Origin of the sequence: Pseudomonas sp. IT-P218, assembly GCF_949767605.1 — a bacterium.
Classification (GTDB): Bacteria; Pseudomonadota; Gammaproteobacteria; order Pseudomonadales; family Pseudomonadaceae; genus Aquipseudomonas; species Aquipseudomonas putida_AE.
In genome coordinates this window covers 141,835-155,254 of record NZ_CATKQQ010000077.1, presented here as the reverse complement: position 1 = coordinate 155,254, position 13,420 = coordinate 141,835, and the positions used below count along the sequence as shown (strand labels likewise).

The 13,420-nt window shown below is 61.1% G+C and carries 14 protein-coding genes; 5 read left to right on the top strand and 9 right to left on the bottom strand.

What is annotated here, in order from left to right; translation table 11 throughout:
• The first annotated feature begins 202 nt into the window (after nt 1-202).
• Nucleotides 203-1,225: a 23S rRNA (adenine(1618)-N(6))-methyltransferase RlmF gene (rlmF, locus tag ACM6I6_RS26880; RefSeq protein WP_274074295.1), complete on the top strand. Its 1,023-nt coding sequence runs from the start codon at nt 203-205 to the stop codon at nt 1,223-1,225.
• A gap of 76 nt (nt 1,226-1,301) precedes the next feature.
• Here the strand turns inward: rlmF and ACM6I6_RS26875 are convergent, their stop codons facing one another.
• On the bottom strand, nt 1,302-1,583 hold the full coding sequence (locus ACM6I6_RS26875; protein ID WP_007905514.1) for an HU family DNA-binding protein: 282 nt from the start codon (nt 1,581-1,583) through the stop codon (nt 1,302-1,304).
• 395 nt (nt 1,584-1,978) lie between these two features.
• On the opposite strand from ACM6I6_RS26875, the gene yejK reads away from it, so the two are divergent.
• Both yejK and ACM6I6_RS26865 read left to right on the top strand, forming a co-directional pair.
• Nucleotides 1,979-2,983, top strand: a complete 1,005-nt coding sequence (gene yejK, locus ACM6I6_RS26870; RefSeq protein ID WP_274074294.1) for a nucleoid-associated protein YejK — start codon at nt 1,979-1,981, stop codon at nt 2,981-2,983.
• Nucleotides 2,983-3,333: a glutaredoxin family protein gene (locus tag ACM6I6_RS26865; protein ID WP_274074293.1), complete on the top strand. Its 351-nt coding sequence runs from the start codon at nt 2,983-2,985 to the stop codon at nt 3,331-3,333. The genes yejK and ACM6I6_RS26865 overlap by 1 nt, the downstream gene beginning before the upstream one ends.
• 110 nt (nt 3,334-3,443) lie before the next feature.
• On the opposite strand, the gene ACM6I6_RS26860 is transcribed toward ACM6I6_RS26865, so the two are convergent.
• The 7 genes from ACM6I6_RS26860 to ACM6I6_RS26830 all read right to left on the bottom strand — a co-directional run bounded on the left by ACM6I6_RS26860 (nt 3,444) and on the right by ACM6I6_RS26830 (nt 10,032).
• Nucleotides 3,444-4,379, bottom strand: a complete 936-nt coding sequence (locus ACM6I6_RS26860; protein WP_414920946.1) for a glutathione S-transferase family protein — start codon at nt 4,377-4,379, stop codon at nt 3,444-3,446.
• 88 nt (nt 4,380-4,467) lie between these two features.
• A complete protein-coding gene (locus ACM6I6_RS26855; protein WP_323606904.1) occupies nt 4,468-4,779 on the bottom strand; it encodes a GIY-YIG nuclease family protein in 312 nt (103 codons plus the stop codon).
• Nucleotides 4,780-4,819: 40 nt separating this feature from the next.
• A complete protein-coding gene (locus tag ACM6I6_RS26850) occupies nt 4,820-5,290 on the bottom strand; it encodes a nuclear transport factor 2 family protein (RefSeq protein WP_414920945.1) in 471 nt (156 codons plus the stop codon).
• A 100-nt stretch (nt 5,291-5,390) separates the two neighbouring features.
• Entirely contained in the window at nt 5,391-6,689 is a 1,299-nt protein-coding gene (locus ACM6I6_RS26845; protein WP_414920944.1) for a CynX/NimT family MFS transporter, read from the bottom strand.
• On the bottom strand, nt 6,679-7,338 hold the full coding sequence (locus tag ACM6I6_RS26840; protein WP_274074288.1) for a FadR/GntR family transcriptional regulator: 660 nt from the start codon (nt 7,336-7,338) through the stop codon (nt 6,679-6,681). Before ACM6I6_RS26840 ends, ACM6I6_RS26845 begins: the two co-directional genes overlap by 11 nt.
• A 149-nt stretch (nt 7,339-7,487) precedes the next feature.
• Nucleotides 7,488-7,829 (bottom strand): Grx4 family monothiol glutaredoxin, encoded by a 342-nt coding sequence (gene grxD, locus ACM6I6_RS26835; RefSeq protein WP_274074287.1) that lies wholly within the window; start codon nt 7,827-7,829, stop codon nt 7,488-7,490.
• 97 nt (nt 7,830-7,926) lie between these two features.
• Nucleotides 7,927-10,032 carry a molybdopterin oxidoreductase family protein gene (locus tag ACM6I6_RS26830; RefSeq protein WP_414920943.1) on the bottom strand — a complete coding sequence of 702 codons (2,106 nt, stop codon included), beginning with the start codon at nt 10,030-10,032 and terminating at the stop codon, nt 7,927-7,929.
• A gap of 462 nt (nt 10,033-10,494) precedes the next feature.
• Between ACM6I6_RS26830 and argF the strand changes: the two genes are divergently transcribed.
• Entirely contained in the window at nt 10,495-11,415 is a 921-nt protein-coding gene (gene argF / locus ACM6I6_RS26825) for an ornithine carbamoyltransferase (RefSeq protein WP_274074285.1), read from the top strand.
• Nucleotides 11,412-12,521 carry an ABC transporter ATP-binding protein gene (locus ACM6I6_RS26820; RefSeq protein ID WP_323627481.1) on the top strand — a complete coding sequence of 370 codons (1,110 nt, stop codon included), beginning with the start codon at nt 11,412-11,414 and terminating at the stop codon, nt 12,519-12,521. The genes argF and ACM6I6_RS26820 overlap by 4 nt, the downstream gene beginning before the upstream one ends.
• 109 nt (nt 12,522-12,630) lie before the next feature.
• Here ACM6I6_RS26820 and ybaK read toward each other — a convergent pair whose 3' ends face one another.
• Nucleotides 12,631-13,101 carry a Cys-tRNA(Pro) deacylase gene (gene ybaK, locus ACM6I6_RS26815; protein WP_274074283.1) on the bottom strand — a complete coding sequence of 157 codons (471 nt, stop codon included), beginning with the start codon at nt 13,099-13,101 and terminating at the stop codon, nt 12,631-12,633.
• Between the last annotated feature and the right edge of the window lie 319 nt (nt 13,102-13,420).

Here is a 13,420-nt window from a genome sequence, read left to right as displayed (position 1 = left end):
GAGGCCATGGTGGCCTCCCTTTTTTCTTGAACACCAAAACTCCCCTGTAGGAGCTGCCGCAGGCTGCGATCTTTTGATCTTGCTTTTAAAAACAAAATCAAAAGATCGCAGCCTGCGGCAGCCCCTACAGGGGGCACACCGATTGTGACAGGATGTGGGACAATGCCCGCCACTTTCAGCCATACCCGAATCGATCACACCCATGACCGCCCCCCGCACACCCAGACCTGCGCGCAAGAAGCCCGAATCCGCGACCCCGGCCAAGGCTGTGGAGCCACGTGAAAAGGCCAGCCTGCACCCGCGCAATCGCCACCAGGGTCGCTACGACTTCCCGGCACTGATCAAGAGCACGCCGGAGCTGGCGAAGTTCGTGATCATCAACCCGTACGGCAAGGAAAGCATCGACTTCGCCAGCCCGGACGCGGTGCGGGTGTTCAACCGGGCGCTGCTCAAGGCGTTCTACGGCATCGCCCACTGGGACATTCCCGCAGACTACCTGTGCCCGCCGGTGCCGGGTCGTGCGGACTATGTGCACTTTCTCGCAGACCTGTTGGCCAGCATCAATAACGGCGTCATCCCCCGCGGTGCGGCCGTGAAGGTGCTGGACGTGGGCATGGGCGCGAACTGCGTGTACCCATTGATCGGTCACAGCGACTACCGCTGGCAGTTCCTTGGCTCTGAGATCGACGCCACCGCCATTGCCGCCGCCAAGGCCATCATCCAGTCCAACGGCTTGAACAAGGCCATCCAGGTTCGCCAGCAGGGCAACCGCAAGCATATTCTGCTGGGTCTGCTGGAGAGCGCCGAGCGCTTTGACCTGACGATGTGCAACCCACCCTTCCACGCCTCGCTGGAGGAAGCCACCCGGGGCAGCAGCCGTAAATGGCGCGCGTTGGGCAAGGCCGATCCGAAACGCAAACTGCCGGTGCTGAATTTCGGCGGTCAGGCGGCGGAATTGTGGTGCGAAGGCGGCGAGGCACGGTTCGTCACGCAACTGATCAGCGAGAGCGCGCAGGTGGGCCAGCAGGTGTTGTGGTTCAGCACCTTGGTGTCGAAGGCCTCGAACCTGCCGGCGATTCAGACCGCCCTGAAGAAGGCCGGTGCCCTGCAAAGCCAGGTGGTGGAAATGTCCCAGGGTCAGAAGCAGAGCCGATTCGTCGCCTGGACCTTCAAGACCCCCTCCGAACAGCAGGTATGGCGCGAACGTTGGGCGCAGAAAAGCTGAGCCACTGCCTGGTAAATCGCGGACACAAAAAAACCGTGCCCGGATCCCTCCGGCGCACGGTTTTTTTTAACAAGTCTTACTTGTTAACAGCGTCGGTCAGGCCTTTGGCCACAACCAGCTTGATCACTTTCTTGGCAGCGATTTCGATGGCAGCGCCAGTCGAAGGGTTACGGCCAGTACGGGCAGGACGCTCAGTCACTTTCAGTTTGCCGATACCTGGCAGAGTGATTTCGCCGCCGTTTTCCAGCTGATCAGCAACGATTTGGCCCAGTTGGTCCAGAGCGTTACGCGCGGTAGTTTTCGGCGCGTCGATAGCTTCAGCGATGTCGGCGATCAGTTGGTCTTTAGTAAGAGCCATGTAGTGTTCCTTCCCTATCAAATTCATATGGATTGCAGAGTGCAGTGTCAGCCATCGAGCCCGATCTTCTGGATCTGGCACCCTCGGTTGAATAACCACGGGATCGGGGTTATAGATTCCGAAATCAGGGTTTGGTTCGACCTGACAAATGCTGAATGCACGCTTAACGCAGTGACTACGCGTAAGACCGGGCAAAACTAGCACAGAGACGGGGAAATATCCGCCTCTAGCTACCCAATTGGTCAGCTTTATTGCTCTAAATCTGGAAAAAAACGCATAAGCACCACCGGTCGCCCTGGAAATGCCCTTCGCACCGCGCCAAATCCAGTGGTTGCGGTACACTGGGCGCTTTTTCGGGGAGCGCGCCCTCCCGTCTTCAATCAGCCGAGAAGCCCATGCCGATCCGTCATTGCATCGTCCACCTGATCGACAAAAAACCCGACGGCACACCAGCAGTTCTGCACGCTCGCGACTCCGAGCTGGCCGAGTCGAGCGCCATCGAGAACATGCTTGCCGACCTCAACGAAAGTTACAACGCGAAACAAGGCAAGGCCTGGGGTTTCTTCCATGCTGAATCCGGGGCGCATCCGTTCAGCGGCTGGCTGAAGGAGTACTTCGAGGGCGGCAAGGATTTCACCGCCTTCAGTCGCGTGGCGGTCGAGCACCTGCAAAAACTGATGGAAGAGTCCAACCTCTCGGTCGGCGGCCACGTCCTGTTCGCCCACTACCAGCAAGGCATGACCGATTACCTGGCCATCGCCCTGCTGCACCACAGTGAAGGCGTTGCGGTGACCGAACAGCTGGACGTGACCCCGTCCCGGCACCTGGACCTGGGCCAATTACACCTGGCGGCACGGATCAACGTGTCCGAGTGGCAGAACAACAAGCAGTCCAAACAGTACATCTCGTTCATCAAGGGCAAGAACGGCAAAAAAGTCTCGGAGTATTTCCGCGACTTCATCGGTTGCCAGGAAGGCGTCGACGGCCCCGGCGAAACCCGCACCCTGCTCAAGGCCTTCAGTGACTTCGTCGAAAGCGAAGACCTGCCCGAAGACGACGCTCGCGAAAAAACCAAGACCCTGGTGGATTACGCAAGCAGCCAGGCCAAGCTCGGTGAGCCCATGGGCCTGGAAGAGTTGTCCGGGTTGATCGACGAAGAACGCCCGAAAGCCTTCTACGACCACATCCGCAACAAGGACTACGGCCTGTCGCCGGAGATCCCGGCCGATAAACGCACCTTGAACCAGTTCCGCCGCTTCACCGGACGTGCCGAAGGCCTGTCCATCAGCTTCGAAGCGCACCTGCTGGGCTCGAAGATCGAGTACGACGAAGAAGCCGGCACCCTGATCATCAAGGGACTGCCGACCTCGCTCACCGACCAGCTCAAGCGCCGCAACTGATGCTGGGCAACGTACTGAAGAAATGCCTGCTGATCCTGCTGGTGGTCGTGGTCTATCAGAACTGGGGCAAGATCGAGCGGGTGTTCAACCCTTCGCAAGTGGTGTCCGAGCAGACCCAGGCCAAGGCCAACGTCGTGCTCTACGCCACCGAGTGGTGCGGCTACTGCAAGCTGACCCGGCGCTTTCTCGATCAGAAGGGTATCCCTTACAAGGAGTTTGATATCGAGAAGGATGCCGAGGCGCGCGAGGCCTATCAGGCGTTGGGTGGCGGTGGGATTCCGATCATCGATGTGAACGGGACGTTGATTCGCGGGTATGACCCGGATGCGATTCTGGCAGCCTTGAAATGACCTGTAGGAGCTGGCTTGCCAGCGAATGCGGTGGTTCAGCCGGTACATTTGTCGACTGAACCACCGTCTTCGCTGGCAAGCCAGCTCCTACAGGGTCGTGTATGGCGGGGTTATTGTGCTTCGATGCGGAAGCCGAATCGCGGAACGTGCACATGCACCACGCCGCTGCGCTCGTCTTCTCGACGCACAATCAATTCCTCGCTGCCAGCGAACACCAATTCCCCCGCCACTGGATCAACGCCGTAGTCAGTCGCGGCGATCACCACCTGCTGACCCGCCTGAAACCCATTCGGATCGGCAAACTGCTCATCCGGCAAGGCAGCAGGCATCGCATCGCGGGCCACGTTCAGCGCTTCCTCGGAAGTCATGTCACTCGGCGCACCGTGGCCAAACCCCAGCACCCGCGCCAACCACGCCGAGACCGCCGGATAGTTATCCACAAGCGGCGAGGTCACGGGCGTTGCCTTGAGGAACCACAGCGGGTGAGCCATGGCAAAGTCGGCAATCGACGGCTCGCCGAACAGGTAATCCCCCTCTTCGCGCTGCAGCTGCTGCTCCAGGCGCGCCATGATCGTCGGCCATTGGTGCCTGGCCTGCTCGGCGGACAAGCGGGTGGCACTGCCGCCACTGAACAGGCCCGCGCGGTCGGCGATGAACGCCTTGATCGCTTCCGGCGGCATATTGCCGAAACGCACCGCTATCGATTCCGGCTGGAACACCAGGCTGACCGCATGCTGGAACACCACCGAATCGGCCCACGCCGCGAAGGACGCGGCGATCATTTCCTGCCCCTCGGGGAAGAACGCCGGCAGGGTTTTTTCCTGCTCAAGGCGACGGGCGATCATGGCGGTGTCGCAATAGATGTCCGCACCGATCTGCAACACCGGAGTCTTGCGATAACCACCGGTCAAGGCGGTGAGATCGGGCTTGGGCATCACGGGCGAGATCGTCACCGAGCGCCAGGACAACCCCTTGAAACCCAGGAGCAGCCGGGCTTTTTCGGCGAAAGGGGACGTCGGGTAATGATGCAGAATCAACTCGGACATGCTCGGCTCCGCCGCAAAGATCAGGAATCCGCAGCTTAGCGCGCATTCGCAGGGCAGCCTACAGAACCACCTGATGGGAACTTATCAGTCAGATTGATAAGCCGGCGGCGGCGCTGGCCACCAGACATTCCTTCGCGCTCTTCCTGAGTTTCTTGATCAGCCGCTCCTGGCGCAGCGCGTCGCTTTTATCGCGGCAGAGTTCGGTATAGACCAGCGCCACGGCCGGGCTGGAGAGAAAAAAGCGCGCGCCCTTACCGCTCTGGTGAGTGGCGAAGCGGCGCACAGGATCGTCACTGATCCCGCAGTAGAGCGATCCGTTGGCCGCCCGCACGAGGTAGACGAACCAGGGTTTGCTCACCGGTGAATCGGCGTCGGGAGGATTTTCGCTGAGGGTGGTCACGGCACGATCGAGGCTTGAAAGGAAACAAGCCGCGATCTTATCAGCGACTGGCCTGGAATGCCTTCAGCCCCTTTCGGGCCTGCGCGCGGACGGCGTTGCGCACCAGCGGACTCCAACCCAGCAGCAGGCCTTTGAAACCCAGCGCCTGACGCGACCACTTCCACAAATCAAAGTGATCGTGATGCTCGCAAATCTTGCCGTCGCGAAAGACGAATCGTGCCTGGATGTCGTTGACCACGGTGTTGCCAGTCTGGCTGAACAAGTACGTCGCCACCCAATGAGCAGCACTGGTGCGCTCATCCGCACGAACGTCATCGAAGGTCAGGGAAAAATCCTTGGCCCGGGTGGTCAGCATCCGCCACATATCACCCGCGTCGCGCCCGCGAAGCTCGCCGAACGCCGGATCACTGAACACCACGTCATCGGTATAGCAGGCGCTCATGGCCTCGGCATCCAGCCGTTGGAAGGCTTGGTAGAACTGGGTGATCAATGCGCTGTGGGCATCACTCATGGGCAGGCTCCGTTCAATCGATGGATGGCCTGCACGATAGTCTGCAAATACGCCGAACACTATCGGCATTCGCCAGGCGAATACCGACAGTGCGCAGGGGTCAGACCTTTTCGCTTTCGACTTGTACGTACAGTGCGCGCCCGGCACCGAGGCCGGCGATGATCGCACCCAGGCCGATGACGCCGAAGATCCAGCCCACGGCGTTCCAGCCACCGGTCCAGTCGTGCACGATGCCGACCGCGAATGGCCCCATCGACGCCAGGGTGTAACCGAAGCCCTGGGCCATGCTCGACAGGTTCGCCGCCACATGGGAGTCCCGCGAGCGCAGCACGATAAGGGTCAACGCCAGGCTGAACGTGGCGCCCTGCCCCAGGCCCAACACGATCGCCCAACCCCACAGGCCTTCGATCGGCGCGTACAGGCAACCGAACAGACCACCCAGGGTCAGCGCCATGACGATCACGATCGCCAGGCGCTGGTCCTTGCCGCGCGTCGCCAGCCAGGGCGCGGCGAGGGAGCTAACCAACTGAACGATCACCGAACCCGAGAGCACCAGGCCGGCCTGGGTCGGGGTCAGGCCACGACCGATCAGGATCGACGGCAACCAGCCGAACACGATGTAGGCCAGGGACGATTGCAGGCCCATGTACAAGGTCACTTGCCAGGCCAGCGGGTCGCGCAGCAGGCCGCGAACCCGATAGGCCACGTTGTGCGCGCCGTGTTTCTGCCCGACCTGGGGCAACCAGAAAATCGCCGCGACCAGCGCGGGAATCACCCAGAAACCGAGGCCCATTGCCCAGCTCTTGTCGAAGTGTTCGCTCAGCGGCACCGTCGCGCCCGCCGCCATGGCCGCACCGAGGCACAGGGCCATGGTGTAGACACCGGTCATGGTCCCGGCCTGTTTGGCGAAGTCACGCTTGACGATGCCAGGCAGCAATACACCGATCACACCGATGCTGGCGCCGGCCAGTACGCTGCCGGCGAACAGGCCGATCTCGCCAAAGGAACTGCGCAGGATGATCCCGCCCGCCAGGGTCAGGAGAATGCCCAGCACCACCCGCTCCGCACCGAAACGACGCGCCAGCACTGGCGCCAGCGGCGCGAACAGGCCGAGGCAGAGCACCGGCAAGGTGGTCAGCAACCCGGCCTGCGACGCCGACAGACCCAGGCTTTTCGATACTTCGCTGAGCATCGGCGCCATGCTCGACAGCGCCGGGCGCAGGTTCAGCGCCACCAGGATCAGCCCCAGCAACAACAGCCACGGCCGAACCAGGAGCGGCTGGGTTTGCTGGACCTGTTCGTCATCGGCCTCGGCGTCGATCAGCAACTCTTCCAGCTCTGCCGTGCGCTTGGGGGATGTGAGATCTCTGGACATGGTGTTCTCGGTTTCAAGGTTCATTGATCAACTGCCTCGACAGGGCCTTGGCCCGTTCCGGGTCGCGTTGCTCCACGGCATCGAGCAGTTCGACGTGCAGGTCGAAGACCTCCTGGCGCCGTGGCGTGATGTTCAGGCAGTGGCGCAATTGCTCGCCGACAACGCTGGAGAAATAGCGATACAGCTCGCTGAGGGTCGGGTTGTGCGCGGCGTCCACCAGGCGGCGGTGGAACACCAGGTCACAGGCAATGTAGGTATCGAGATCGCCGTGATAGTGGCTGCCGCTGACGCCCAGTGCCTCGCGCAATGCCACCAGGTCCTCATCGGTACGACGCAGGGCGGCCAGGCCGATGGCCTCGACTTCGAGGATGTGCCGGGTTTCCCGCGCCTGCTCGAGCGAGCAGCGGGACAGCGCCTTGAGGGTGTCCAGCGGGTCGACCAGGGCCCGCAGGTAACTGCCGTCACCCTGGCGAATCTCGATCAACCCGGAGAACGCCAGCACCCGCATGGCTTCGCGCACCGTGTTGCGGCTGATGCCCAGTTCGGCGGACAGCTCGGGTTCGGTTGGCAGGCGCTGCCCCACCGTCCAGGCGCCCTGGTTGATGCGCAAGCGCAGCTGCTCCAGGGCCTGATCGACCAGGGAGCGTTTAACTAACGGAGAAATTTCTGACATGGGATTCGCCCTGTCATCCAATCATAGGATGAATTTTCTGACATGTTAGTCAGCTTCATCCAATAGAACAACCCTCCCCGCTCCCACAATTTGCAGGCGAAAAAAAACCCTTCACGAATAACCGTGAAGGGTTTTTCGATGCCCGAGTATCAGGCTTCGGTCTTGGCTGCCGCAGCTTTGGCCGCCGCGTCCTTGATCAGGGACTGCAGCGAACCGTCAGCGGACATCTCAGTCATGATGTCGCTACCGCCGACCAGCTCGCCCGCTACCCACAGTTGCGGGAAGGTTGGCCAGTTGGCGTATTTAGGCAGGTTGGCGCGGATTTCCGGGTTCTGCAGGATATCCACGTACGCAAATTTTTCGCCACACGCCATCACGGCCTGCGATGCTTTCGCGGAGAAGCCGCACTGCGGGGCATTCGGCGAGCCTTTCATGTAAAGCAGAATGGTGTTGTTGGCAATCTGCTCTTTAATCGTTTCGATGATATCCATGGAGCACCTCGGCTGAACTTTCCGACTCATGGGTCGGCACGGTGGCGCATTGTAACGGAAAGCCGAGCGCCCTGCTCGGTCTCTCCGTCAGATGCGATCAGGCCGCTACCACGGTCACCGGCACACCGTTCAACGCCGCGTTGCCCGACAATTCATCGAGCTGACACTCGTCGGTCAGGTCATTGGCGCTGGAACCCGGCTGGCCGCTGGCGATGCTCATTTGCACCCCCGGCCGCGCGTGGCCCCAACCGTGCGGAAGGCTGACCACTCCTTTCATCATATCCAGGCTGGCCAGGACTTCCACCTCGATGACCCCGACCCGCGAACTGACCCGCACCCGCTGCCCGTCGGTGAGCCCGCGACTGGCCAGGTCCTCTGGATGCATCAACAACTGATGACGCGGCTTGCCCTTCACCAGGCGGTGATAGTTATGCATCCACGAGTTGTTGCTGCGCACATGTCGCCGGCCGATCATCAACAACTCATCGGTGGTCGGCGCCTGCAATGCGGCGAAGCGCGCCAGGTCGGCGATTATGGCGCCGGGGGCCGCCTGGATTCGCTGGTTGGCGGTTTTCAGCCGGGACGCCAGGTTGGATTTCAGCGCGCCCAAGTCAATCCCATGAGGATGATCGAACAGGGTGGCCAGCGACAGCTTGTGCGGCGACGCATCGCCGTACGGCCCCATGCGCAGACCGCGGTCGATCATCTGCGCCGGGGCGATGGTGGGCTTCAACTCCTTGCCCGTCCTGATCGCGAACGCCTTGGCCAAGCCGACAAAAATCTCCCAGTCGTGCAAGGCGCCTTCAGGCTTGGGCAGGATGGCGCGATTGAAACGGCTGACGTTGCGCACCGCGAACATATTGAAGGTGGTGTCGTAATGATCATTTTCCAGCGCCGAGGTGGACGGCAGGATCAGGTCGGCATAACGCGTGGTTTCATTGATGTACAGGTCAATGCTGACCATGAACTCCAGGCCGTCCAGCGCCTGTTCCAGCTGGCGGCCATTGGGCGTGGACAACACCGGGTTGCCCGCCACGGTGATCAACGCGCGAACCTGCCCTTCGCCTTCAGTCAGCATCTCTTCGGCCAAGGCCGACACCGGCAGTTCACCCCCATACTCAGGACGCCCGGACACCCGGCTCTGCCACAGATTGAAATGCCCGCCCGAGGTCGAGGCCACCAGATCCACCGCCGGCTCGGTGCACAAGGCACCACCGACGCGGTCGAGGTTGCCGGTGACCAGGTTGATCAACTGCACCAGCCAATGGCACAGCGTGCCGAACGCCTGGGTCGAGACGCCCATGCGGCCGTAGCAAACCGCGCTCGGCGCGGCGGCAAAATCCCGGGCCAACTGGCGGATCTGCTCCGCAGGCACCGCGCACAATGGACTCATGGCTTCGGCACTGAAACCTGCCACGGCTTCGCGTACCTCATCCAGACCGTCCACCGGCAAATGACTGTCGCGGACCAGGCCTTCGGCGAACAAGGTATTGAGCAAACCGAACAAAAGCGCCGCATCGCCACCGGGACGCACGAACAGATGCTGGTCGGCGATCGCCGCCGTTTCGCTGCGACGTGGGTCGACCACCACCACTTTGCCGCCCCGGGCCTGGATCGCCTTCAAGCGTTTTTCCACATCCGGCACTGTCATGATGCTGCCGTTGGAGGCCAGCGGGTTGCCGCCGAGGATCAGCATGAAGTCGGTGTGATCGATGTCCGGTATTGGCAACAGCAGACCGTGGCCGTACATCAAGTGACTGGTCAGGTGATGCGGCAACTGATCGACCGACGTCGCAGAAAACCGGTTGCGGGTTTTCAGCAGGCCAAGAAAGTAATTGCTGTGGGTCATCAACCCATAGTTGTGCACGCTGGGGTTGCCCTGGTAAACCGCCACCGCATTTTGCCCGTGGTGCTCCTGAATCGCCGCCAGGCGTTCGGCCACAAGGTCGAAGGCGGCGTCCCACTCGATCGGCTGCCATTCGCTGCCCACCCGCAGCATCGGTCGATGCAGGCGATCCGGATCGTTCTGGATGTCTTGCAGGGCCACCGCCTTGGGGCAGATATGGCCGCGGCTAAACGTATCCTGGGAGTCGCCCTTGATCGAGGTGATCTGCAGGTGGCCTTCGAGCTCAGTGGTTTCGATGGTCAGGCCACAGATGGCTTCACACAAATGGCACGCACGGTGATGGAGAGTCTTGGTCATGGCCAGTCTCTGTCTTGTTCTGGGCGGGCAATAGCGACCGCGGGAACAAAACTATGGCGCCTGCCCTGCCACCGCGCCAGCGACGTTCGTCTTGTGAATCGGCGGCCATCAGGCCTGCCGATAACCGCCGGCAATCAGCTCGACGGCAGTCCTGGCGGCACCTGGAAACCGACTGTCCCAACACCATTACCGTCCCGCTTGTTTGCAAACCTCCACGGCGCCGGTGTACAAATGCTTGGCTGCAGTCAGGAAACAGGCTTCAAAAGCGCTATCGCGGTCACCCCATAGCCCCTCCGAATCCCCTAAAAACCGTAGCCCTATTGGTAAGACGCGACATTTAATTATAAGATCGCGCCTTCCCCTATTTCGTCGCCCCGTGCGGCTTACGCCGCAGGTCTCGCCCGTTGTTCCGTTAAACAAGGCTTTGAGCATCTGCGGTTTGTAGCAAAAAGGTAGTCAATGATGAGCGCAAGGCACTTTCTCTCCCTGATGGATTGCACGCCCGAAGAGCTGGTCAGCGTGATCCGTCGAGGCGTTGAGCTCAAAGACCTGCGTAACCGCGGCGTACTGTTCGAGCCCTTGAAAAACCGCGTGCTCGGGATGATTTTCGAAAAGTCCTCGACCCGCACCCGAATTTCCTTCGAAGCCGGCATGATCCAGCTCGGTGGCCAGGCGATCTTCCTGTCGCCTCGCGATACCCAGCTGGGCCGTGGCGAGCCTATCGGCGACTGCGCGATCGTCATGTCGAGCATGCTCGACGCCGTGATGATCCGCACCTTTGCCCACAGCAACCTGACCGAATTCGCCGCCAATTCCCGCGTGCCGGTGATCAACGGCCTGTCCGACGACCTGCACCCGTGCCAGTTGCTGGCCGACATGCAGACGTTCCTCGAACACCGTGGCTCGATCCAGGGCAAGACCGTGGCCTGGATCGGCGACGGCAACAACATGTGCAACAGCTATATAGAAGCGGCGATCCAGTTCGACTTCCAGTTGCGCGTTGCCTGCCCGGAAGGCTATGAACCCAATCCAGAATTCGTGGCCAAGGCCGGCGATCGAGTCACCATCGTTCGCGATCCGAAGGAAGCCGTGCGGGGTGCACACCTGGTGAGCACCGACGTCTGGACCTCCATGGGCCAGGAAGAGGAAACCGCCAAGCGCCTTCAGCTGTTCGCCCCGTATCAGGTCAACTGCGCCCTGCTCGACCTGGCCGCTGACGACGTGCTGTTCATGCACTGCCTGCCAGCACACCGTGGCGAGGAAATCAGCGTCGACCTGCTCGATGACAAACGCTCGGTGGCCTGGGATCAAGCCGAAAACCGTCTGCATGCGCAAAAAGCCCTGCTCGAGTTCCTCGTCGAACCGGCGTACCACCACGCATGAGCCAGCCATTACTGCTTAACCTGCGCAACCTCGCCTGCGGCTATCAAGACCAGCGCGTGGTGCAAAACCTCAACCTGCACCTGAACGCCGGTGACATCGGCTGCCTGCTGGGTTCTTCAGGCTGCGGCAAGACCACCACCCTGCGCGCCATCGCCGGCTTCGAACCGGTGCACGAAGGGGATATCCAGCTGGCGGGCGAGACCATCTCCAGTGCCGGTTTCACCCTCGCGCCAGAGAAACGCCGGATTGGCATGGTGTTCCAGGATTACGCGCTATTCCCGCATTTGACCGTGGCCGACAACATCGCCTTCGGCATTCGCAAGCATCCGAACAAGGATCGCGTCACCGAAGAACTGCTCGAGTTGGTCAACCTGAAAAACCTCGGCAAGCGCTACCCCCACGAGCTTTCCGGTGGCCAGCAGCAACGGGTCGCCCTGGCGCGTGCATTGGCGCCCGAACCGCAATTGCTGCTGCTGGACGAACCCTTCTCCAACCTCGACGGTGAATTGCGCCGCAAGCTCAGCCACGAGGTGCGCGACATTCTCAAGGCCCGTGGCACCAGTGCGATCCTGGTGACCCACGACCAGGAAGAAGCCTTCGCAGTCAGCGATCATGTCGGCGTGTTCAAGGAAGGCCGGCTGGAGCAGTGGGATACGCCCTACAACCTCTATCACGAACCGCTGACGCCCTATGTGGCCAGCTTCATCGGCCAGGGTTACTTCATCCGCGGTCAGCTGAGCAGCCCGGAGTCGGTGCAGACGGAGCTCGGAGAATTGCGCGGCAACCGTGCCTACACCTGGCCGGTCGGCGGTGCGGTGGATGTATTGCTGCGTCCGGACGATATCGTTTATGCGCCCGACAGTGCCTTGAAGGCGCGGATTGTCGGCAAGTCTTTCCAGGGCGCCTCGACGCTTTATCGCCTGCAAATGCCCACCGGCGCGCAACTGGAATCGATCTTCCCGAGCCATGTCGATCATCTGGTCGGCGCAGAGGTCGGCATTCGTGTCGCGGCGGAACACCTGGTGCTGTTCCAGGCGTCCGGCAGCATGGCGGCGCAGATTCCGACGGTTGATTCAGGGGTGCGGCGCTACAGCCCCGCGCACTGATCCCCCCTGTAGGAGCGAGCTTGCTCGCGATGGTGGTCAACGATAACGAGGGCTGCCTGAATGCACGCGGTGCCCTGACGTCCATCGCGAGCAAGCTCGCTCCTACAGTTCAAGCACGGCCAATCTCGGCAAATTTCGCCTGGGTATGCTCCGCCAGCACCGCCGGTGCCAGCTCGACTTCCAGCCCCCGCCGTCCCGCACTGACAAAGATGCTCGCCAACGGCTGCGCCGAGCTGTCGATAAAGGTGCGCAAGCGCTTCTTCTGCCCCAGCGGGCTGATACCCCCCAATAGATAACCGGTGGAGCGCTGGGCCGCAGCAGGGTCGGCCATTTCGACTTTCTTCACCCCGGCCGCATGCGCCAGCCCCTTCAAGTCCAGGCTTCCGCCAACCGGCACCACCGCCACCAGCAACTCGCCTTTCTCACTGGCCGCCAGCAGGGTCTTGAACACCTGCGCCGGGTCCAGTCCGAGCTTCTCCGCGGCTTCCAAGCCATAGGAAGCCGCCTTCGGGTCATGTTCATAACTGTGCACGCGGTGTTCGGCCCGAACCTTTTTCAGCAAATCCAATGCGGGTGTCATGACAGCTCCAGACTGGGTGGCAGTGGAAAAATCCTGCGCCGGATTCTAAGACATTGATCCAAAAAAGGCTCTATCGCCGAACCGTTGCAAAAAAGCGCCCCGGCCACTCGCTGACGCGGTCATTCACACAACTTATAGATTATTTGTGACCGATGGTTCACTTTCGACCTTTGACAGCAGCGTTTCTTGTCTATATTTTTTCGTTTCTGAATCTGAATGAAAAGTCCTACCGCAGTGCCCAGCTGTAAAACGGGAACAGGATGGGGATCCTGCCTCAATCAAGAACGCGCTTTGACCCTGCTGGAATGAAAGCGTCAGA

Bases quoted from the DNA above. Each gene is read 5' to 3' on its own strand.
- rlmF (WP_274074295.1), top strand. From the start codon at position 203: ATGACCGCCCCCCGCACACCCAGACCTGCGCGCAAGAAGCCCGAATCC.
- ACM6I6_RS26875 (WP_007905514.1), bottom strand. From the start codon at position 1,583: ATGGCTCTTACTAAAGACCAACTGATCGCCGACATCGCTGAAGCTATC.
- yejK (WP_274074294.1), top strand. From the start codon at position 1,979: ATGCCGATCCGTCATTGCATCGTCCACCTGATCGACAAAAAACCCGAC.
- ACM6I6_RS26865 (WP_274074293.1), top strand. From the start codon at position 2,983: ATGCTGGGCAACGTACTGAAGAAATGCCTGCTGATCCTGCTGGTGGTC.
- ACM6I6_RS26860 (WP_414920946.1), bottom strand. From the start codon at position 4,379: ATGTCCGAGTTGATTCTGCATCATTACCCGACGTCCCCTTTCGCCGAA.
- ACM6I6_RS26850 (WP_414920945.1), bottom strand. From the start codon at position 5,290: ATGAGTGATGCCCACAGCGCATTGATCACCCAGTTCTACCAAGCCTTC.
- ACM6I6_RS26845 (WP_414920944.1), bottom strand. From the start codon at position 6,689: ATGAACCTTGAAACCGAGAACACCATGTCCAGAGATCTCACATCCCCC.
- ACM6I6_RS26840 (WP_274074288.1), bottom strand. From the start codon at position 7,338: ATGTCAGAAATTTCTCCGTTAGTTAAACGCTCCCTGGTCGATCAGGCC.
- grxD (WP_274074287.1), bottom strand. From the start codon at position 7,829: ATGGATATCATCGAAACGATTAAAGAGCAGATTGCCAACAACACCATT.
- ACM6I6_RS26830 (WP_414920943.1), bottom strand. From the start codon at position 10,032: ATGACCAAGACTCTCCATCACCGTGCGTGCCATTTGTGTGAAGCCATC.
- argF (WP_274074285.1), top strand. From the start codon at position 10,495: ATGAGCGCAAGGCACTTTCTCTCCCTGATGGATTGCACGCCCGAAGAG.
- ACM6I6_RS26820 (WP_323627481.1), top strand. From the start codon at position 11,412: ATGAGCCAGCCATTACTGCTTAACCTGCGCAACCTCGCCTGCGGCTAT.
- ybaK (WP_274074283.1), bottom strand. From the start codon at position 13,101: ATGACACCCGCATTGGATTTGCTGAAAAAGGTTCGGGCCGAACACCGC.